Genomic DNA, 20,131 nt, shown 5'->3' on the forward strand with positions numbered 1-20,131 from the left:
TTTGCCGGCCCGCAGGCAACGTTATCAGGCAGGCCATGACACAGGCGTTCACCATTCTCAGGCTGGGGCATCAGGGCGACGGCATTGCCGAGGGCCCGGTCTATGCCCCGCGCACCTTGCCCGGAGAGGTGGTCAGCGGCACGCTGGCCGGAAACCAACTGACCGATATCCGGGTCGAGCAGCCCTCGGACCATCGCGTCAAGGCGCCCTGCCGGCATTACAAGGCCTGCGGGGGCTGTCAGTTGCAACATGCCTCTGACGCTTTTGTCGCCGACTGGAAGGTCGGGGTCGTCCGGAATGCCCTGGCCGCGCAGGGGCTCGAGGCGGAGATGCGGCCGATCCACACCTCGCCCGCGCAATCGCGGCGCCGGGCCGTGATCGCGGTGCGCCGCACCAAGAAGGGCACTTTGGCGGGGTTTCACGGGCGCGCGTCGGACGTGATCACCGAAATTCCAGACTGCCTGCTGCTGGACCCCGCCCTGATCGCCGGCATTCCGGTGGCCGAGGCGCTGGCGCTGTTGGGCGGCAGCCGCAAGGGCGTTCTGGCCGTGACGCTGACCCTGTCCGAAACGGGCCTCGACGTGGCCGTGAAGGGCGGCAAACCGCTGGACGGGCCGCTGGAGCTGGCGTTGGCCCAGGCGACCGAGAAACACGGGCTGGCGCGGCTGACATGGGATGACGAGGTGATCGCCATGCGCGTGCCGCCGGTGCAGCGGTTCGGCCGCGCCGAGGTGGTGCCGCCGCCGGGTGCGTTCCTGCAGGCAACAAAGGACGGTGAACAGGCGTTGTTGCAAGCGGTTCAGGAGGCGGTTTCCGGCGCGAAACGGGTGGCGGACCTCTTTGCCGGCAGCGGCACGTTTTCGCTGCCGCTGGCCGAGGATGCCGAGGTTCACGCGGTCGAGGGTGACGCGGCGATGACGCGGGCACTGGAAAAGGGCTGGCGCAAGGCGCAGGGGTTGAAACGGGTAACGGTGGAGGCGCGCGATCTGTTCCGCCGCCCCCTGATGCCGGACGAGTTGACAAGGTTCGATGCCGTCGTTCTGGACCCGCCCCGCGCCGGGGCCGAGGCGCAGGTGTCGGAGCTGGCGCAGGCCAAACGCCCGGTGATCGCCTATGTCTCGTGCAACCCGGTCACTTTCGCCAGGGATGCAAAAACGCTGGTCGAGGCAGGATACCGCCTGAATTGGGTTCAGGTAGTTGACCAGTTCCGCTGGTCATCCCATGTGGAACTGACCGCAAGCTTTGCACTGGAGAACGAGGGCTGATGAGCAATCAGGAGAGCGTTTCGATGGGATTTCGACAGCGTCTGTGTGCGCTGACCGAGGCACCGGCGTTCGGCCAGTTCATCACCGGCGTCATCCTGTTCAATGCCGTTGTTCTTGGCATGGAAACCTCGCCGGCCCTCATGGCGTCCTACGGCGTGGCGATCAAGTTCCTGGACGGGCTGTGCCTGACCATCTTCATTGCCGAGATCGCGATGAAGCTGGTCGCGCGCGGGCACCGGTTCTTTCTGAACGGCTGGAACCTGTTCGACTTTGCCGTTGTCAGCATCGCCCTTGTGCCAAGCGGTCAGGGCCTGTCCGTTCTGCGGGCCCTCAGGATTCTGCGGGTGCTGCGGGTCATCTCGGTCGCGCCGAGACTGCGGCGCGTGGTCGAAGGTTTCATCCAGGCGCTGCCGGGCATGGGCAGCGTGTTCCTTCTGATGACGATCATCTTCTATATCGGTGCCGTCATCGCGACCCGGCTGTTCGCCAGCGCCTTCCCCGAATGGTTCGGCGATCTGGGTCTGTCGGCCTATACGCTGTTCCAGATCATGACGCTGGAAAGCTGGTCGATGGGGATCGTGCGGCCGGTGATGGAGGTCTATCCCTACGCCTGGATGTTCTTCGTGCCGTTCATCATGATCACCACCTTCGCCGTGGTGAACCTGCTGGTCGGTCTGATCGTGAATTCCATGCAGGACGCTCATCATGCCGAGGACGAGGTCAAGACGGACGCCTATCGCGACGAGGTGCTGGAACGGCTGGACTCCATCGAACGGCGCCTGATCGGCCAGGATGACGCGAAAAAGTGATTTTTGGATCTGCGTTATTCTGGCATAATGGGGTCAAAACAAACATACGGGCAGTGAGACAATGGACCGTCGAGCATTCGGTTTGGGCGCGGTGGCGATGCTGGGGCTGTCGGCATGCGCATCGGGCGACCCGAGATTCCGCAGCTACAATGGACCTGAGGTGACCTCGGTCGTGGTCAACAAGAGCGCGCGGAAACTCTATCTGTTGCATCATGACAAGGTGTTGAAGCAATACGACGTCGATCTGGGGTTCGCGCCCAACGGCACCAAGAAGGCGCGCGGCGACGGCCGCACGCCCGAGGGCACCTACCTCATCAATCGCCGCAACCCGAACAGCCAGTTCCATCTGTCGATCGGGATTTCCTATCCCAATGCACAGGACATGGCCGCGGCCAAGGCGGCAGGCGTCGATCCGGGGGGTGACATTTTCATCCACGGTGAGCCCAACAAGCGGAAAGACCGCCGCCGGGCCCGCAAGACGCCGGATTGGACAGCCGGCTGCATCGCGGTCAAGAACGACGAGATCGAAGAAATCTACGCGATGGTGAAGAACGGAACGACCATCTCGCTGCGGCCCTAGCCGGGGGTCAATCGGGCTTCCAGGCCTGGAACCCAAACAAGAGATAGTCCCGCTGGTAGACGTCCGACGCCAGCTTCTCCAGTTCCGCGTCGTGGATTTCAGACAGCGAGAATGGCGCGTCCGGCAGCGGTTTGCGGGGTATTTGGGGGTCGCTGTGTCCGACGGTTCGCGCCAGATCGGGAAGGGCCGCGATCGCGTCCTCTTCGCGCAAAACCAGATCCGGCGGGGCAAATTCCGAGAAACTACTCAGGATTTGGCTCTGCGAGCGCCAGTTCGCGTCGACGCGGATCGAAGTCTGGCCTGCCAGGTTCAGGCGCAGAAATTCGAGAAACGCACCGAAGGCGGCCCGGTGTTGATCCGGTGAATAATCCGCTCCCGGGCCGTCGGCGGGTATGGGCAGTTTGAACTGGCGCCGCAGGAGGTTGCGAATGCGCGAGAAGGCGCCCGGCCCGGTGCCGAGAATGCGGCGGCAAAACACGCCGTGTGCCCGCAAGAGGGGGTGCCGTATGACGGTAAAGCGGCGGTGGCCCGGATGTGCCTGCATCCATCTCTGCGCCCGCCTGCGCGTCAGGCCGGTGGTCAGTTCATCGGTTCCGACTCCGTCCAGATTCGCCATCCATTCCCTGATTTCGTCACCGGCGCTTCCATCGATCGGCAGAAACATAAGGGGCGAGCGGGCGGCCAGGACGTAACTTGGGACGGAGGGGCCCCGGCGAGGCTCGAAATTCGGAGTGAGGGCGAGGTTGAACTGATCCAGTTCGGCCAGAGCCTCGGTCATCGCATCCGGATTGCTGACCTTCTGCGAGACCGGGCCGGGATTCTGACGCTTCAGGTTCTGGTTCAGGTTCGCGAGCCGGGACTCAAGCCCCAGCCATCGGACAAGTCCGTTCATCACCTCGATATCCTGCAGGTCTTCGTATGCCAGGTAGAACGGCGTCTGGCCGGATCGCTGCAACGCCTTCAGCAAACGCAGCTGAAAGGCCTGCAGCCTTTCGACATAGGCGACGAATTCGCCGGCTTCGAATTCGGCCTTGGCCTGACGCCTGCGCTTGATGTTGGTCAGTTTCCACTGGCCGGTCTGCCGCGCAATCTTCAGCGAGACGTAGCTGTCCAGAGGATTGCGCGTCAGAATGATCTTGGCGCAGCGCGGATCGTCCAGAACGCTGTCCAGAATGCGGGGATCATGGTCGTGAAAGTAGCGAAACCCGTTCAGCGCCCCCGGTTCAGCGCGGATCGCCTGGATCAGCGCTGCCGGGTCCGCATTGCGGGCCGGTTTGTCCAGTCCGAGAATTTCGGTCCTGTTCGGGTATCCGATGAAATGCGGATTGAAGGCTTCACCGAAGCAGGTGACGCCCTCCAGCGTGTTCAGCTGGGATTCCAGGAAGTTGGACCCGGTGCGCATTTCCGCAAAGATGACGAAATAGTCGAATTTTCCCGTCATGTCCGATCAATGCACCAGATAGGGCTTCAGAATGGGCCGCGGGGCAGGCTCGTTGTGGTCTTCAACGGGGTAATCTCCCATGAGATACGGGTGCATTCCCTGGTTCTTCAGGTTCTGCAGGAACTTCCCGAATCCGCTGAGGTCCACCGGCCTGGGCGCCTGTGACAAGGGCGGTGAATTTGTCGGCAGGATCTCGTCGATCACGGTCCGGATCGGCTCCATCGGAGCTTCGACGAATTCGGCCATCGTCCAGATGCGGACCCGGGCCTTGGTCCAGGTCGAACGCAAGATCTCGAGCTGCTCGGTCTCTATGCGCTGCAGGCGCGCCGCTTCGCTTCGTATCTCGGAAAAGCTGCGGCCCGACCGGAACAGTGGCACGGCCCAGGCGCCGGTTACGACGGAAATCTGGGCATTGATGTCTCGGGCCAGAAACCAGTTGATGTCCTGGTTGTCGCCAGGCCCATACTGAAAACACTGCCGTTCGCCGCGCGTGTTCCAGATCAGGTTCGACAGGAAAGCAGTCGGGTTGTAGTCGCGCAGACCGACATGGTTGGTGAGCCCGCCGTTCATCACCGCTACGCCACCGGCGAAGGCAACCCGGTCCGGCGCAAAAAGATGCCCGTGAACCCTCATGCCGGTGACCTTTGCCAGCCACGGCTCGAAATCCTCGAACATCTCCGAGAAGCCCTGGAAAACCGAGTAGGGACCGGATGTCAGACGGTTTTCGCAGCCATGCCGGGGAAAGCGGCTTTGCATGTAGAGCCCGTCGCGCCCGCGGGTTCTGCGCTCGACCGCCTTCGTGAACACGCGGTCTATCTTTGACGGGTTGGGCTCGGCGGGTTTCAACGTTGCAGCCTGATCGTTCAGAAAGGTCTGGTACAGGCGGTCTGCATCCCGCCAGATCTTTCGCGCGACAAAGCAGTCTGATCGGCGCAGGAGGTGCAGATGGTCGTCGTAGAAAATATGCGGCTTGCCCTGAAAATCGAACTTGGACAGGGTCAGGGAGCGGCTTTCGATATCGGTCGAATACCGCCTTGCCAGCGTTTGGAAGTAACTCTCATCCGGTATCCAGACCCGGCGGAAATAGCGATCGTAGATCGGGCGGTTGGGGTCCTCCAGAATGGCCGACAAGGTCCGGCGGGTCAGGCACCACCACTGGCTGCCCATATGCGGAACCAGCCCGTCGGGGATCTTCCGCTCGGTGCCGATCCGGCGCTGGAACCTGACGTAGGCGTCGAACAGCTTGCGCTGTTTGCGCCAGGAAAACGGAAACCGCAGCGTGAATCGTTCGTGATCCAGACCGCCGACGGGCCAGGTCACGTCTTTGGTCGTCGCGCTTTCGATGAAGTCGGTTCGGGGCCGCGCCGCCAGATAGTCGATCAGCTCGGGAACCGGTCGCAGCGGCAGGCAGGCGCCCGAGGCCAGGTAGACATGACGGACATCCGGGAAACGCTGCAGCAGCATGTGCGCCGCCGATTGCGTGGCCGCGACGATGCCCCAGCCGCCCCAATTGCAGACATGGCGTTCCGAGAACAGGATCTTGGGGTCGTTCGAGCAGGATCTGACGAAAGCCTCGTAAACGGATCTCGGCACCTTTCGGTCCACATGGATCACGACGGGACAGCCCGCGGCGGTCCAGTGCCGCGCCACCTGTTCGGCCCGGTCCAGTGCCGTGTGAACCAGCATGACGAAACCCAGCGTGCTCATGCCCAGTTTCCCTTCGACATGAGGCCCAGAATTTCAAGCTGGCGCCAGTTGATGTATTTTTCGGACCATTCGCACCAGAAGGTCGGCGCGTCAGTCAGGTGTCTGGCATAGGCCTTGTATTCCGCCGAGGCGCCATAATGCTGCGCGCGCGTCAGCTCTTCTTTTGCCTTGGCCGGAAAAGTGTCGATCAGTTTCGCATGGAGCAGCACGCCGCTGGACTTTTCGCCACCGTTGTCGTCGTAAACCAGGTTGAGCCCCCGCGGCAGCAGCGCGTGCGTCGAGCTGACATAGGTATAGCGGCGGTTCCAGCGCACCAGAGGAATCTTGTTCAGCGCCGGCGCCTTGCCGGGGTTGTCCCCGAAAAAGACGCGGCACCGCGGACCGCCCTGAATCCAGAGGTTGCCGTAGATCGGGTTCCTGGTGATCGTGTAGTTCCCGGAGTCGAACCAGCTTGCGATTTCAAGCGGATCCTGCCCTTCGCGATAAGGTTCTTCGGTCAGCGGACCCTTGGGGTAGACATCGATCAGCATTGCGCCAAAGCTCCGCACGCCGGTGTTGTCGAGCCAATCGGTGAGCGCCCGGATCGGCCGGGTGTCGCAGAACGGATAGACGAAGAATTCATCCGGATCGACGGTCAGAACCCAGTGGCCATGGGCGTAGCGGCGCAGCAGATAGTTCACCCAGTCCACGCCGAAAGTTGCGCGCTTGTAGCTGTGGCTGGTTGTCCACAGGGAAACATCCGGCTGTGCCGAAAGATATTCCGGCGTTCCGTCGTCGCTGTCATTGTCGATGAAAAGAAAGTGGTTGATGCCCAGTTTGCGGTAGTAGCGCAGGAAATAGGGCAGGCGGATCTTTTCGTTGCGGACGGTGCTGACCAGCAGGATGTCATCCGGCTGGATCGTTTTTGTGCGGTCGCGGACGATGGACAGTTCCCGGGATTTCAGCAGGCATCGATAGACGCGGCGCTTGCGCCGCAATCTCATCCGATATGAATCCAGAATGCCCACGCGACTGCCCAATCCTCTTTGAAACGCGAGCGCGCCCGGCTTTGTCGTTGCCTGCAACGGGCCGGGCGATTGATGCTTTATGTCACTAATGCAACTTGCATGGCAATGATTAAGAAATCCGTGCCGGTCGCGCCTGGCAAGATGTGTTCGTCATCGCACCGCGTCACTCCCACCCGCCTGAACTCATGAGACCGAGTTCCTCCAGTTGACGCCAGCCCATGTAGCGGACCGAAGACACCGTCCATAGCGTGGGGCCTTTCGCGATGGCGTCATAGTAATGGCCGAACAGGTCCGGGCTGTGGAAGTGCTGGCGGCGGGCCTTTTCCGTGATCGACTTCCCGACCACCTCCGGAAGGAATTTCGTGTGCAGCAGAACCCCGGACGGAGCGCTGCCGCCGGGTCCGTCATAGGCGAAGTTCAGGTGCCGGGGCAGTGCCGAATGGCTGGAATTGACATAGGCAAAGCGCCGGTTCCAGCGCACCAGCGGGATCTTGTTGAGCGTCGGGGAGCGGCGCGGCTCCTGCGCAAAGAACACGCGCTCTCGCGCGCCGCCCTGCACCCACAAGTTCCCCATCGGGTGCTGCCGCTGCGCCCGGTAGGGGCCAGCGTCGAACCAGTTCACGACCCGCGTCGGGTCCGTGCCGGGTTCATAGGTTTGATCGTCCAGGCGACCCTTGGGATACAGGTCCAGCATGTGGGCGCCAAAAACGCCCAGCCCCTGCTGGTCCAACCAGCGTGTCAGATCATGCAGCGACCGCGTTTCGTGATGCGCATAGACCAGCAGCTCGTCGGCATCGACCATGAGCGTCCAGTGCCGATGCGCGTATTTCATCTGGAGCCAGGTCATCCAGTCCAGCCCGAACCGGGAGGCGCGATAGCTGTCCCAGGTCTGCCAGAGCGACACGTCCGGCTGTTGTTCCAGCAACTCGGCGGTGCCGTCATCGCTGCCGTTGTCCACGACGAGGAAATGATCGACGCCCAGGCGGCGGTAGTACTCCAGAAACCAGGGCAGGCGCGAGATTTCGTTGCGCACGGTGGCGACGGCGAGAATGTCATGCGCCCCGATCCGTCCCGTGCGGTCGGCCCGGGCCGTCAGTTGGCTGCGGCTGCGGAACGACCGCCACAGCAGCCGGCGCCGTTTCCACCGCAACCGATAGGCGCCAATCCAGCCGGGATCCTGAGCCGTGACGGAAGAAACCGGGGTCATTCAGGCGTTACCGTTCGTAGTGACCGTTCTGGTGCCAGCGCCAGGCGTCGGCGATCATGGTCTCCAGCGTGGAGCGTTTCGGGCTCCAGCCCAGCTCGGCCTTGGCGCGGGTCGAGCCGGACACCAGCTTGGTGCAGTCGCCGGCACGGCGCGGGCCGATATTGTAGGGCACCTCGCGGTTGGTCACCGCTTTCGAATGCTCGATGACTTCCATCACCGAAAAGCCCGAGCCGGTTCCAAGGTTGAAGACCCGGCTGCCCTTGTCGTCCTCCAGCCATTTCAGGCCCAGCACATGCGCGTCCACCAGGTCGCAGACATGCACATAGTCGCGAATGCAGGTGCCGTCGGGCGTGTCATAGTCGGTACCGAATACCGTCAGCGCATCCCGCTTGCCGTCGATCGCGTCCAGCATCAGCGGCACCAGATGGGTTTCGGGCCGGTGGAACTCTCCGACCTCGCCGTCAGGGTCGGCGCCCGCCACGTTGAAATAGCGGAAGATCACGTGCCTGAGCCCATGAGCGGCCTCGAAGTCACGCAGGATGTCCTCGATTGCCCGTTTCGAAGCGCCATAGGCGTTCAGAGGCAGTTGCGGCGTGTTCTCGTCCAGCACCACGTTGTCGTGGTCGCCATAGGTGGCGCAGGTCGAGGAAAAGACGAAGTTCAGGCAACCGGCCGCCACCGCCGCCTCGATCAGGTTCAGAGATCCGGTGACGTTGTTGGACCAGTACCGGCCGGGTTGGGTCATCGCTTCGCCGACCTGGCTGAGGGCTGCGAAATGCATGACCGCAGCCGGTTGATACCTGGCGAAAACCTCGTCCAGACGTGCCCGGTCCAGCAGGTCGCCCTGTTCGAAGGGGCCAAACTTTACCGCGTCCTGCCAGCCGGTGACCAAGTTGTCGTAGGTTACGGGCGTGTAACCTGCGTTTGCCAAGGCCTTGCAGGCATGAGATCCGATATAGCCTGCGCCGCCGGTAACAAGGATATTGGTCATTTCAAATTCCGTTCTTGCGCTCCGCTCCGTTGTGTCGGGCAGGCGAGGCCTAGTCCAGCCCCATCGCGGCCATCATCTCTTCGATCTTGGGCACGTCCTGCGGGTTGTTCAGTTCCCAGAACTGCCGGCCCCTCGATTCGACCTCGACGCACAGAACCTTGCGGCCGTTTTCCATGAAACGCAGCTGTTCGAGCCCTTCCAGCGTTTCCAGCGGGCCGGTGGGCCAGCCGGGATAGGCGCGCAACGCGTCGGGGCGATAGGCATAGACGCCCACATGGTGAAAGACCGGCGTCGGGTCAGTGTCGCCATAGGTCTGCGAGGTGAAGGGGATCACCTCCTTGGAAAAGTAGAGCGCGCCGTGATCGGCTGCGAAAACCGCCGTCGTGCCGCCCACGCGGCCATGTCGGCGATCGTTCAGCAGGCTGTTCAGCGCGCCGCCGTCGCAGCGCAGAACCGGGGTGGCGACACCGGCATCGGGCGCGGCGCGCAGGCCGGTGACCAGGTCTTCGACGAACCACGCGGGGGTCAGCGGCGCGTCGCCCTGCAGGTTCACGACGATCTCGTATCCGCCGCCCAGTTTCTCATGGGCCTCGGCGCAACGCTCGGTGCCGTTGGCGCAGGTCGTCGAGGTCATCACCACCTCGGCGCCGAACCCCTCGGCCACCTCGCGGATGCGGTCGTCATCGGTCGCCACCACGACCCGATCCACGCCCGACACGGCCTTGGCCGCGCGCCATGACCGTTCGATCAGCGTCATGGTGGTGCCGCTTGCCCCGACCAGCGGCACCAGCGGTTTTCCGGGATAGCGGGTCGAGGCATAGCGGGCGGGGATCGCGATGAGAACCGACATCAGGCCTCCTTCAGATCGACGCCCGGCGCGTAGGCGATGAAGAACGGGTTGGCATAGCCTTCCTTGCCATAGGTCAGCGGGGTGTGGTCATCGAACCGGATCACCTTGCCGCCCGCGCCGGCGAGAACCGCGTGGCCCGCGGCGGTGTCCCATTCCATCGTGCGCCCGAGGCGTGGATAGAGATCGGCCTCGCCGGTGGCGACGAGGCAGAATTTCAGCGAAGATCCCGCGCTTTTGCTGTCCTTGACCTGGTACTTGCCGATGTAGTCGTCGGTCGCCTGGTCGCGATGCGATTTCGAGGCCACGACCATCAATGCGGAATTGTCCGGTTCAGAGACGGAAATCGGGCTCGCCTGTCCGGCGCCGGACTTGTCGAACGGACCGCTTTCCTCGACCGACCGGCCGTCGGCCAGGGTATAGAACATGCGCCCCTTGGCCGGAGCATAGACGACGCCGCGCGTGGGCGTGCCGTTTTCGACAAGCGCGATGTTGACGGTGAAGTCGCCGCGCCGGTTGATGAATTCCTTGGTGCCGTCCAGCGGATCGACGATCAGGAACGTATCGCCGGTCCGGGTGTGCGAGGCGGCCTGCTCTTCGGTCACCAGCAGGATGTCGGGAAACGCCTCGGTCAGGCCGGCCGAGATCAGCGCGTCCGCCGCCTCGTCTGCCTCGGTCACCGGGCTTGCGTCGGATTTGACCTTCACCTCGAAATCATCGGCGTTGTAGATTTCCATGATCTTGTCGCCCGCTTCCAGCGCCAGCCTGCGAATGACGGGGATGAGTTCGTCATAGGTCACAAAATTGCTCCGATCCTGTGATTTGTTGATCTGCACGGTCGCCGAACTTATGCTGTGTTGCAAACGGAACGGCAAGAATTCCGTGACATGATCCGGCCAAAGACGCAGGAAAAACGAAAACGTGTTCTACTACAGGCGAAATAGCACCCTGTTGGGCGGCGCCTTCACCATGGCCGAATTGGTGTTTCATGCTGTGGTGCGCAAGATCCGTTCGACCCACAGCAACGCCGTGATGGCGATCCTGATGAACATCCTGCAGGTTCTGGTCATGATAGTGGTGTTCTATCTGATCATGTCTTTCATGGGGCTGCGCGTCGCGAAGATCCGGGGGGACTACTTTCTGTACCTGATGTCGGGCATCATGCTGTTTCAGTGCCACGTCAAATCGGTGTCGGCGGTCGCGGGGGTGGGGACCGGCAACAACCCGATGATGTTGCATTCACCGATGAACATGATGGTCATGCTTCTGTCTTCGGCGTTCAGCACCCTCTACACGCAGATCATGTCCCTGATCGTCATTCTGTTCGTGTACCATATCGCGCGGGGGCCGCTCGAGGTTCAGGAACCTGCGGCGGCCTTTGGCATGCTGGTGCTCGCGTGGTTTACCGGCTGCGCCGTGGGACTGCTGTTTCTGGCGATCAAGCCCTGGTTTCCGACCGTTGCCGAGATACTCAAGAACATTTATCGGCGGATGAACATGGTCTTCTCGGGCAAGATGTTCGTTGCCAACGCGTTGCCTCCCTTTATGCTGAAGATGTTTGACTGGAACCCTCTGTTCCACCTCATCGACCAATGTCGCGGCTTCGTGTTCCGCAACTATTTTCCACGCGTGACGAGCTGGGAATACGCGGTGTGGGTCGGCATCGTCCTGGTCATGATCGGCCTGATGGGTGAGTACTATACCCGCCGCCAGGTGTCGAAAAGCTGGTTCGCCCGCCGCTGAGGTCCGCATTTCAGGTGGCCACACGCAGGGTCAGGTTCAGCCGCCCGCCCTTTGGCAGCAGCCGGGACGAGCCGAACCTGATCCGGTCGATGCCGTGATAGGTCAGGCGCGCGGGGCCCCCCATGATTACCACGTCGCCCGAGTTCAGCCAGACCGACTCGGTCTTGCCGCCGCGGGTCGTGTTGCCGATGCGGAACAGGGCGTCGTCGCCCAGCGAAACAGAGACGACGGGCCAGGAAAAATCGGCCTCGTCCTTGTCCTGATGCAGGCCCATCCGGCTGCCTTCGCCGTAGTAGTTTATCAGGCAGCAGTCCGGCTCTCGTTCCAATCCGGTGACGTCCCGCCAGATGTCGAGAATGTCGTCCGGGATCGCGGGCCAGGCCATGCCCTGGGGGTGGGTTGACTGGTATCGGTACCCGCCCCGGTCCGACACCCAGCCCAAGGCGCCGGCGGACGTCATCCGAACCGACATTTCCTTTCCCGACGCCGTTGTCGGCCGGAATGGCGGCGCCGCCTTCAGAACCGGGCGCAGGCATTCGATCAGCCGGGCCTGCGCGACCGAATCCAGATACCCCTTGCGAATGTCGAAACCGCGCACGAGCAGCCGTGTCATCTGCCAAGTTCCAGTCCTTGCCAAAACCGAGAAAAAAGACTGCAGATTCTCTAAAACCGTCATTTCGTGAAGGTTGCAGGCCCACAATCTGCTCCTTATATACGCCGAGACGCGCGATGGTGTAATGCCTGAGCGCCAGACAGATCGGGGCCGGGATGCCGTAACGGGTTCGGGTCTCGGGAAATCGCCTTGAAAAGAAAGGGATCGAATATGGGAAAAGTCATCGGTATTGACCTCGGCACCACCAACTCGTGCGTGGCCATCATGGACGGCTCGCAGCCGAAGGTCATCGAAAACGCAGAAGGGGCGCGGACCACGCCCTCGATCGTCGCCTTCACCGAGAACGAGCGACTGGTCGGTCAGCCGGCAAAGCGCCAGGCGGTCACCAACCCCGACAACACCATCTTTGGCGTCAAGCGCCTGATCGGCCGCCGCGTCGATGACCCCGAGGTCGAGAAGGACAAGAAAATGGTGCCCTATCGCATCGTCGATGGCGGCAACGGCGACGCATGGGTCGAAGCCCGCGGCGAAAAGTACTCCCCGAGCCAGATTTCGGCCTTCATCCTCGGCAAGATGAAGGAAACCGCCGAAAGCTACCTGGGTGAGGAAGTCACGCAGGCCGTCATCACCGTTCCGGCCTATTTCAACGACGCCCAGCGGCAGGCCACCAAGGACGCCGGCAAGATCGCCGGCCTGGAAGTGCTGCGGATCATCAACGAACCGACCGCCGCTGCGCTGGCCTATGGCCTGGACAAGAAAGACAGCCAGACCATCGCGGTCTATGACCTTGGCGGTGGTACCTTCGACGTGACCATCCTGGAGATCGACGACGGCCTGTTCGAGGTCAAGTCGACCAACGGCGACACCTTCTTGGGTGGCGAAGACTTTGACATGCGCATCGTCAACTACCTGGCCGAAGAGTTCAAAAAGGAACACGGCGTCGACCTGAGCCAGGACAAGATGGCGCTGCAGCGTCTGAAGGAAGCCGCCGAAAAGGCCAAGATCGAGCTCTCCTCGACCACCCAGACCGAGATCAACCAGCCGTTCATCTCGATGGGCTCGAACGGCCAGCCGCTGCACATGGTCATGAAGCTGACCCGTGCCAAGCTGGAATCGCTGGTCGGCGACCTGATCAAGAAGTCGCTGAAACCCTGCCAGGCCGCGCTGAAAGACGCCGGCATCTCGGCCAGCGACGTGGATGAGGTGGTTCTGGTCGGTGGTATGACCCGGATGCCGAAAGTCATCGAAGAGGTGACCAAGTTCTTCGGCAAAGAGCCCCACAAGGGCGTGAACCCGGACGAAGTGGTGGCCATGGGCGCCGCCATTCAGGCCGGTGTTCTGCAAGGCGACGTCAAGGACGTGGTTCTTCTGGACGTGACCCCGCTGAGCCTGGGTATCGAAACCCTGGGCGGCGTATTCACCCGTCTGATCGACCGCAACACCACGATCCCGACCAAGAAGTCCCAGGTGTTCTCGACCGCCGAGGACAACCAGAACGCGGTGACCATCCGGGTGTTCCAGGGCGAGCGTGAAATGGCGGCCGACAACAAGCTGCTGGGCCAGTTCAACCTTGAAGACATCCCGCCGGCCCCGCGCGGCATGCCTCAGATCGAGGTGACCTTCGACATCGACGCCAACGGCATCGTCTCGGTTTCGGCCAAGGACAAGGGCACCGGCAAAGAGCAGAAGATCACCATCCAGGCCTCGGGCGGTCTGTCGGAAGAAGACATCGAAAAGATGGTCAAGGACGCCGAAGAGAACGCCGAAGCCGACCGCAAGCGCAAGGAGCTGGTCGAAGCCAAGAACCAGGCCGAAAGCCTCATCCACTCGACCGAAAAGTCGATGGAAGAGCATGGCGACAAGGTCGACCCGGCCACCATCGAGGCCATCGAACTGGCGATTGCCGCTCTGAAGGACGAGATCGAGTCGGACAATGCCGACAAGATCAAGGCCGGCATCCAGAACGTGACCGAAGCCGCGATGAAGCTGGGCGAAGCCATCTACAAGGCTCAGGCCGAAGAGGCGGGCGAAGAGCCGGCCGCTGCGGATGCAGGTCCCGGCGAAGACGACATCGTCGATGCCGAGTTCGAAGACCTGGATGATGACAAGCGTAGCTGACGGGTAACCGGGCCAAGGCGGGCCGGTCCGGTTGCCGGACCGGCCCTTATTCGTTGAGGCAGAAGGAATGACTTATGTCCAAACGTGACTTTTACGACGTGCTCGGTGTGTCCAAGGGCGCTTCTGCGGACGAGATCAAGAAAGCCTATCGCAAGAAGGCGAAAGAGCTGCACCCCGACCGCAACAAGGACAATCCGGATGCCGAGGCACAGTTCAAAGAGGTGAACGAGGCCTACGAGATCCTCAAGGACGGCGAAAAGAAGGCTGCCTATGACCGGTTCGGCCATGCCGCGTTCGAGGGCGGTATGGGTGGCGGCGGCGGTCACCCCGGTGCTGGGTTCGGCTCGGGCGACTTTTCCAGCGCCTTCTCGGACGTTTTCGACGATCTCTTTGGCGACTTCATGGGCGGGCGTCAGGGCGGTGGGCGGCGCGCCGCTCGGGGATCCGATCTGCGCTACAACCTGAAGGTGACGCTGGAAGAGGCGTATTCGGGCCTGCAGAAAACGATCAGCGTGCCGACGGCCGTGGCCTGTTCGTCCTGCAACGGCACCGGCGCGGAAAGCGGCGTCGAGCCCACCACCTGCCCGACCTGCTCGGGCATGGGCAAGGTCCGCGCACAACAGGGGTTCTTCACCGTCGAGCGCACCTGTCCGACCTGCTCGGGCATGGGGCAGATCATCAAGAACCCCTGCAAGTCGTGCGGGGGGGCGGGCCGTGTCGAAAAAGAGCGCTCGCTGTCGGTCAACATTCCCGCCGGTGTGGAAACCGGCACGCGCATCCGTCTGGCCGGCGAAGGCGAGGCGGGCATGCGGGGTGGTCCTCCGGGCGACCTCTACATCTTCATCGAGGTTGCCCCCCACAAGCTGTTCGAGCGCGACGGTATGAACCTGTATTGCCGCGTGCCCGTCAGCATGACCAAGGCGGCGCTGGGCGGTGCGATCGAGGTGCCCACCATCGACGGCGGTCGTGCCCGGGTGCAGATCCCGGCCGGCAGCCAGTCGGGCCGCCAGATGCGCCTGCGCGGCAAGGGGATGCCGGCCCTGCGTGGCGGCGGCGTCGGTGACATGTTCATCGAGCTGGCGGTTGAGACGCCGGTCAACCTGACCAGCCGGCAGAAGGAACTGCTGCGCGAGTTCGAGGAGTTGGGCGAAAACAACAACCCCGAGTCGAAAAGCTTCTTTTCTTCGGTGAAATCCTTCTGGGATGGCATGAAGGGCTGATTGCCCGGAACGAGGTGAACAGGGCCGGTCCGCCTGGGCCGGCCTTTTCATTTGGCTTTGTTCATAAGTCCAGTTGGGGCATAATGTTCGCCGATTTGGCGCTTGATTCCAGTCGCGTCACCTGAGATTGTCGCGCCAACCGTTGGGGTGCCCGGTTTCGCGGGCTGAGAGGCGCAGCAGCGTCAACCCATCGAACCTGATCCGGGCAATACCGGCGGAGGGAACGGTCTTACATCGCTCAGACGTTTTCCAAGCCCCGTTGCCCAAGAAGAATGGAGCAACGAGATGGCGCATATCGCTCTGACCATAGCAGGATCCGACAGTGGCGGCGGGGCCGGCATCCAGGCCGACCTCAAGGCGATGTCGGCGCTGGGGGTTTACGGGGCCAGCGTGATTACGGCAGTCACCGCCCAGAACACGCGCGCGGTGACGGCGGTGCATGGTATTCCGCTGGACGTGATCGCGGCGCAGATCGAGGCGGTTCTGTCCGATCTCGACGTGGGCGCGATCAAGATCGGCATGTTGGCGACGCCCGAGATCATTCAGACCGTGGCCGACGGTATTGCAGAGTTTCCCGGCCCGGTGGTTCTGGATCCGGTGATGATTGCCAAATCCGGTGACGCCCTGCTGGCGCGCGAAGCGGTGCAGACTCTGCGCGATGTGCTGTTGCCACGCGCGACGGTGCTGACGCCGAACCTGCCCGAGGCGGCTTGCCTGCTGGATCAGATGGTTGCGGAAACCACCGACGAGATGACGGCGCAGGGCCATGCCCTGTGCGATCTGGGTGCGGGCGCGGTTTTGATGAAGGGCGGGCATGGCAAGGGCGATGTCTGTCGGGATCTGCTGGTATCTCCGGACGGGGTCGTCGCTCAGTTCGAGGCCCCGCGCGTGGACACGAGGAACACGCATGGCACTGGTTGCACCCTGTCCTCGTCCATAGCGGCGGGATTGGCCAAGGGGCTGAGGCTGGCGGATGCCGCCGCGCAGGCGCACTCCTATCTGCAGGGCGCGATTGCGGCGGCGGACGCTCTTGGGGTCGGGCACGGGCACGGCCCGGTTCACCACTTCTATCGGGTCTGGGAGTCGTGACGGTCTGGTCGGTCATAGGCGCCGGGGTGGCCGGTCTGGCCGTGGCCTCGGAACTGGTCGCACGGGGTGCGCGGGTGCAGGTTTTTGACCCCGGCGGCCCACCGGGGCCGCATGGCTGTTCCTGGTGGGCGGGCGGCATGCTGGCACCGTGGTGCGAATATGAAAACGCCGAGGAACCGGTGCTGCGGCTGGGGCGGCAGGCCATTGACTGGTGGGCGGCCCGCACGCCGGTGACGCGGCAGGGAACGTTGGTCGTGGCCAACTCACGTGATCTGCCCGACCTGCGCCGCTTTTCCCGCCGGACCGAGGGGTTCGCCCAGGTCGATCAGGCAGAAATTGCCGGGTTAGAGCCTGATCTGCACGGTTTCTCGCAAGGTCTTTTCTTCGCGGACGAAGCCCATCTGGACCCTCGAAAGGCGCTGCAAGACCTGTATCGCGAGTTGGTGTCCAAGGGCGTTGAGTTTCACCGCAAGCTGGCCCCGTCGCGGCTGGACAACGCCATCGACTGCCGGGGCCTGCACGCGCGCGACATCCTGCATGACCTGCGCGGCGTGAAGGGCGAAATGCTGGTGATCCGGTGCCCCGACGTGACGCTGACCCGGCCCGTGCGCCTGCTGCATCCCCGGATGCCGCTCTATGTCGTGCCGCGGGGCGAGGGCATCTACATGCTGGGCGCCACGATGATCGAATCCGAGGACAGCAGCCGGATCACCGCGCGCTCGATGCTGGAACTGCTCAGCGCGGCCTATGCGCTGAACCCGGCCTTCGGCGAGGCCGAGGTGCTGGAGATCGGTGTCGATCTGCGCCCGGCCTTTCCCGACAACCTGCCGCGCATCCGCCGGCTGGGCCGGACGATCTATGCCAATGGCCTCTATCGCCACGGCTACCTGCTGGCGCCGGCTCTGGCCCGGGGCGTGGCCGATCTGGCGCTGGAGAACACACATTCGGAGATGGTCGATGAAGATCGTGCTTAACGGCGAGCCGCGCGAGGTCCGCGCCGAAACCCTTGGCGAGCTGCTGGCCGAATGCGGCTTTTCCGGCCGCGTCGCCACCGCGGTGAACGAGGAATTCGTGCCCTCCGGCCTGCGCCTTGCGCACAAACTGGCCGAGGGCGACCGGGTCGAGGTCGTCGCACCGATGCAGGGGGGCTGAGGATGAAGACGTTTTACGGCACCGAACTGCCCAACCCGCTGATGCTGGGCACCGCGCAATATCCCAGCCCGGCGATCCTGGAACAGGCGTTTCGGACCAGCGGTGCGGGTGTCGCCACCGTGTCACTGCGGCGCGAGGGCGCGGGCGGGGCGGGGCAGGCGTTCTGGTCGATGATCCGCGATCTGGGCGTGCTGATCCTGCCAAACACCGCGGGCTGTCACACGGTCAAAGAGGCCGTCACCACCGCCCACATGGCGCGCGAGGTGTTCGACACGCCATGGATCAAGCTGGAGCTGATCGGCCACACCGACAGCCTGCAACCGGATGTGTTCCAACTGGTCGAGGCCGCGCGCATCCTGACCGACGAGGGGTTCCAGGTGTTCCCCTACACCACCGAAGACCTGATCGTGGCCGAGCGTCTGCTGGCCGCCGGGTGCCAGGTGCTGATGCCTTGGGGCGCGCCGATCGGATCGGGGCGGGGCTTGAACAACGAATACGCCCTGCGCGCGATGCGGGCCGAGTTTCCCGACGTGCCGCTGGTGGTGGATGCGGGCATCGGCCTGCCCAGCCACGCCGCTCATGCGATGGAACTGGGCTATGACGCGGTTCTGCTGAACACCGCCGTTGCCCGCGCGGGCGATCCGGTGGCGATGGCGCGGGCCATGGCGCTGGCGGTGCAGGCCGGGCAACTGGCGCATCAGGCCGACCCGATCGAGCCGCGCGACATGGCCGAACCCTCCACCCCCGTGATCGGAAAGGCCTTTCTGTCATGACGCTCGACCGCTTCTATCCGATCTTCGATCACACCGACTGGCTGCGGCGGATGCTGCCCCTGGGCGTGAAGCTGGTGCAACTGCGGATCAAGGAGCAGCCCGACGCGGTGGTGCGCGCGGAAATCGCCACCGCGCAGGCCCTGTGCCGCGACCACGGCGCGGTGCTGGTGGTGAACGACTATTGGCAGGCGGCCATCGACGCGGGCTGCGACTGGATCCACCTGGGGCAGGAGGATCTGGACGACGCCGATCTGCCCGCCATCCGCAAGGCGGGGCTGAAACTGGGCGTCTCTACCCATGACGATGACGAGCTTGAACGCGTGTTGGCGATGGACCCGGACTATGTGGCGCTGGGGCCGGTCTATCCGACCATCCTGAAGAAAATGAAATGGCACCAACAGGGCCTGCCGCGCGTGACCGAGTGGAAACGGCGCGTGGGCGACATCCCCCTGGTCGGCATCGGCGGCATGAGCGTCGAGCGCGCGCCGGGCGTGTTTCAAGCCGGGGCCGACATCGTCTCGGCCGTCACCGACATCACCTTGAACCCCGACCCCGAAACGCGGGTGCGCCAGTGGATCGAGGTCACGCGATGAGCCGTTACGCCCGCCAGATGATCCTTCCCGAGATCGGGGCCGAGGGGCAGAGCCGCCTTGCCCGCGCGCGGGTTCTGGTGGTGGGCGCCGGAGGGCTGGCCGCGCCTGCCCTGCCGCTGCTGGCCGGGGCCGGGGTGGGGCATCTGACCATCGTCGATCCCGATACGGTGGACCTGTCGAACCTGCATCGCCAGACGCTGTTTGCCGAATCCGATTGCGGCCGCCCCAAGGCCCAAGCCGCCGCCGACCACTGCCGGGCGCTGAACAGTGAGATCACTGTCGAGGCGCGAAAACAGACTCTAACGCCGGCAAATGCCGCTGATCTGGTGGCCGAGGCCGACCTGGTTCTGGACTGCGCAGACAGTTATGCGGCCAGCTATACGCTGTCGGATACCTGTCTGGCGCAGGGCACGCCGCTGATCAGCGCCTCGGTTCTGGGCCTGTCGGGCTATGTCGGCGGGTTCTGCGGCGGCGCGCCGTCGTTGCGCGCGGTGTTCCCCGACGCGCCCGACAGCGGGGCCAGTTGCGCCACCGCGGGCGTCTTGGGCCCGGTCGTGGCGATGATCGGCGCGATGCAGGCACAGATGGCGCTGGGCGCGATCCTGGGCCTCGATCCCTCGCCGCTGGGCCAGATGGTGCAGGTGGACGGGCGCAGCTGTATCAGCGGCGGCTTCCGCTTTGATGCCGCGCCGGAACCCGACAGCCATTTCCCCTTTGTCGCCCTCTCGCAGCTGACCCAGAACGACCTGATCGTCGATCTGCGCAGCGTCGATGAGGCCCCCGTGCCGATCCACCCCAACGCCCATCGCCTGACGGTCGAGGCGCTGAATACAGACCCTAACATGGGCAAAACGCTGGCTCTCTGCTGTGCCACCGGGCTGCGTGCCTGGCGCGCGGCCGAGGAACTCCACCCCCATTGGCCCGGCCGGATCGTTCTGGTCGCCGCCGCAACGTCGTGAAGCAAAAGGAAACGCAG

Annotated in this window: 20 protein-coding genes and 1 riboswitch; of the genes, 12 read left to right on the plus strand and 8 right to left on the minus strand. The window is 63.5% G+C overall.

The features are described from left to right. The first annotated feature begins 35 nt into the window (after positions 1–35). From AVO45_RS11895 to AVO45_RS11905, 3 genes are all read left to right on the plus strand, one after another. Complete coding sequence (locus AVO45_RS11895) at positions 36–1,265, plus strand: class I SAM-dependent RNA methyltransferase (protein ID WP_068347220.1); 1,230 nt, start codon at positions 36–38, stop codon at positions 1,263–1,265. 23 nt (positions 1,266–1,288) lie between these two features. Beyond that, positions 1,289–2,074, plus strand: coding sequence for an ion transporter (locus tag AVO45_RS11900; protein WP_082688782.1), 786 nt, complete (start codon positions 1,289–1,291; stop codon positions 2,072–2,074). A 61-nt stretch (positions 2,075–2,135) separates the two neighbouring features. Beyond that, positions 2,136–2,654, plus strand: a complete 519-nt coding sequence (locus tag AVO45_RS11905; protein ID WP_068347223.1) for a L,D-transpeptidase family protein — start codon at positions 2,136–2,138, stop codon at positions 2,652–2,654. Between the two features lie 7 nt (positions 2,655–2,661). On the opposite strand, the gene AVO45_RS11910 is transcribed toward AVO45_RS11905, so the two are convergent. The 7 genes from AVO45_RS11910 to cysQ form a co-directional block, all read right to left on the minus strand. Then, entirely contained in the window at positions 2,662–4,095 is a 1,434-nt protein-coding gene (locus tag AVO45_RS11910) for a nodulation protein NodH (RefSeq protein WP_068347225.1), read from the minus strand. A gap of 6 nt (positions 4,096–4,101) precedes the next feature. Then, entirely contained in the window at positions 4,102–5,802 is a 1,701-nt protein-coding gene (locus AVO45_RS11915; protein WP_068347227.1) for a DUF5927 domain-containing protein, read from the minus strand. After that, the gene (locus tag AVO45_RS11920; RefSeq protein ID WP_068347425.1) at positions 5,799–6,785 is read right to left on the minus strand and encodes a glycosyltransferase family 2 protein; all 987 of its coding nucleotides are present in this window, start codon (positions 6,783–6,785) and stop codon (positions 5,799–5,801) included. The genes AVO45_RS11915 and AVO45_RS11920 overlap by 4 nt, the downstream gene beginning before the upstream one ends. Before the next feature lie 187 nt (positions 6,786–6,972). Further along, positions 6,973–8,016, minus strand: a complete 1,044-nt coding sequence (locus AVO45_RS11925) for a glycosyltransferase family 2 protein (RefSeq protein ID WP_068347229.1) — start codon at positions 8,014–8,016, stop codon at positions 6,973–6,975. Between the two features lie 7 nt (positions 8,017–8,023). After that, a complete protein-coding gene (gene galE / locus AVO45_RS11930; protein WP_068347230.1) occupies positions 8,024–9,007 on the minus strand; it encodes a UDP-glucose 4-epimerase GalE in 984 nt (327 codons plus the stop codon). Positions 9,008–9,056: 49 nt separating this feature from the next. Then, on the minus strand, positions 9,057–9,857 hold the full coding sequence (locus AVO45_RS11935) for a 3-deoxy-manno-octulosonate cytidylyltransferase family protein (protein ID WP_068347232.1): 801 nt from the start codon (positions 9,855–9,857) through the stop codon (positions 9,057–9,059). Continuing rightward, positions 9,857–10,654: a 3'(2'),5'-bisphosphate nucleotidase CysQ gene (gene cysQ / locus AVO45_RS11940; RefSeq protein WP_068347427.1), complete on the minus strand. Its 798-nt coding sequence runs from the start codon at positions 10,652–10,654 to the stop codon at positions 9,857–9,859. Before cysQ ends, AVO45_RS11935 begins: the two co-directional genes overlap by 1 nt. 121 nt (positions 10,655–10,775) lie before the next feature. Between cysQ and AVO45_RS11945 the strand changes: the two genes are divergently transcribed. Further along, the gene (locus AVO45_RS11945; protein WP_205627882.1) at positions 10,776–11,597 is read left to right on the plus strand and encodes an ABC transporter permease; all 822 of its coding nucleotides are present in this window, start codon (positions 10,776–10,778) and stop codon (positions 11,595–11,597) included. 10 nt (positions 11,598–11,607) lie between these two features. On the opposite strand, the gene AVO45_RS11950 is transcribed toward AVO45_RS11945, so the two are convergent. Continuing rightward, the gene (locus AVO45_RS11950; RefSeq protein ID WP_068347234.1) at positions 11,608–12,210 is read right to left on the minus strand and encodes an alpha-ketoglutarate-dependent dioxygenase AlkB family protein; all 603 of its coding nucleotides are present in this window, start codon (positions 12,208–12,210) and stop codon (positions 11,608–11,610) included. Between the two features lie 210 nt (positions 12,211–12,420). Between AVO45_RS11950 and dnaK the strand changes: the two genes are divergently transcribed. From dnaK to AVO45_RS11990, 8 genes are all read left to right on the plus strand, one after another. Beyond that, complete coding sequence (gene dnaK / locus AVO45_RS11955) at positions 12,421–14,328, plus strand: molecular chaperone DnaK (protein WP_068347236.1); 1,908 nt, start codon at positions 12,421–12,423, stop codon at positions 14,326–14,328. A 74-nt stretch (positions 14,329–14,402) separates the two neighbouring features. Next, the gene (dnaJ, locus tag AVO45_RS11960) at positions 14,403–15,548 is read left to right on the plus strand and encodes a molecular chaperone DnaJ (RefSeq protein ID WP_068347238.1); all 1,146 of its coding nucleotides are present in this window, start codon (positions 14,403–14,405) and stop codon (positions 15,546–15,548) included. Positions 15,549–15,681: 133 nt separating this feature from the next. Further along, positions 15,682–15,788: riboswitch (TPP riboswitch) on the plus strand. A 45-nt stretch (positions 15,789–15,833) separates the two neighbouring features. Then, complete coding sequence (gene thiD / locus AVO45_RS11965; RefSeq protein ID WP_068347240.1) at positions 15,834–16,637, plus strand: bifunctional hydroxymethylpyrimidine kinase/phosphomethylpyrimidine kinase; 804 nt, start codon at positions 15,834–15,836, stop codon at positions 16,635–16,637. Continuing rightward, positions 16,634–17,611 carry an FAD-dependent oxidoreductase gene (locus tag AVO45_RS11970; RefSeq protein ID WP_068347242.1) on the plus strand — a complete coding sequence of 326 codons (978 nt, stop codon included), beginning with the start codon at positions 16,634–16,636 and terminating at the stop codon, positions 17,609–17,611. The genes thiD and AVO45_RS11970 overlap by 4 nt, the downstream gene beginning before the upstream one ends. Continuing rightward, positions 17,595–17,789, plus strand: coding sequence for a sulfur carrier protein ThiS (gene thiS, locus AVO45_RS11975; protein WP_068347244.1), 195 nt, complete (start codon positions 17,595–17,597; stop codon positions 17,787–17,789). Before AVO45_RS11970 ends, thiS begins: the two co-directional genes overlap by 17 nt. Positions 17,790–17,791: 2 nt before the next feature. Further along, positions 17,792–18,562: a thiazole synthase gene (locus AVO45_RS11980; protein ID WP_068347246.1), complete on the plus strand. Its 771-nt coding sequence runs from the start codon at positions 17,792–17,794 to the stop codon at positions 18,560–18,562. Further along, a complete protein-coding gene (locus tag AVO45_RS11985; RefSeq protein WP_068347248.1) occupies positions 18,559–19,155 on the plus strand; it encodes a thiamine phosphate synthase in 597 nt (198 codons plus the stop codon). Before AVO45_RS11980 ends, AVO45_RS11985 begins: the two co-directional genes overlap by 4 nt. Next, positions 19,152–20,114: a HesA/MoeB/ThiF family protein gene (locus AVO45_RS11990; RefSeq protein WP_068347250.1), complete on the plus strand. Its 963-nt coding sequence runs from the start codon at positions 19,152–19,154 to the stop codon at positions 20,112–20,114. Before AVO45_RS11985 ends, AVO45_RS11990 begins: the two co-directional genes overlap by 4 nt. The last annotated feature ends 17 nt before the right edge of the window (positions 20,115–20,131 follow it).

The organism is Ruegeria marisrubri (assembly GCF_001507595.1).
GTDB classification, from domain to species: domain Bacteria; phylum Pseudomonadota; class Alphaproteobacteria; order Rhodobacterales; family Rhodobacteraceae; genus Ruegeria; species Ruegeria marisrubri.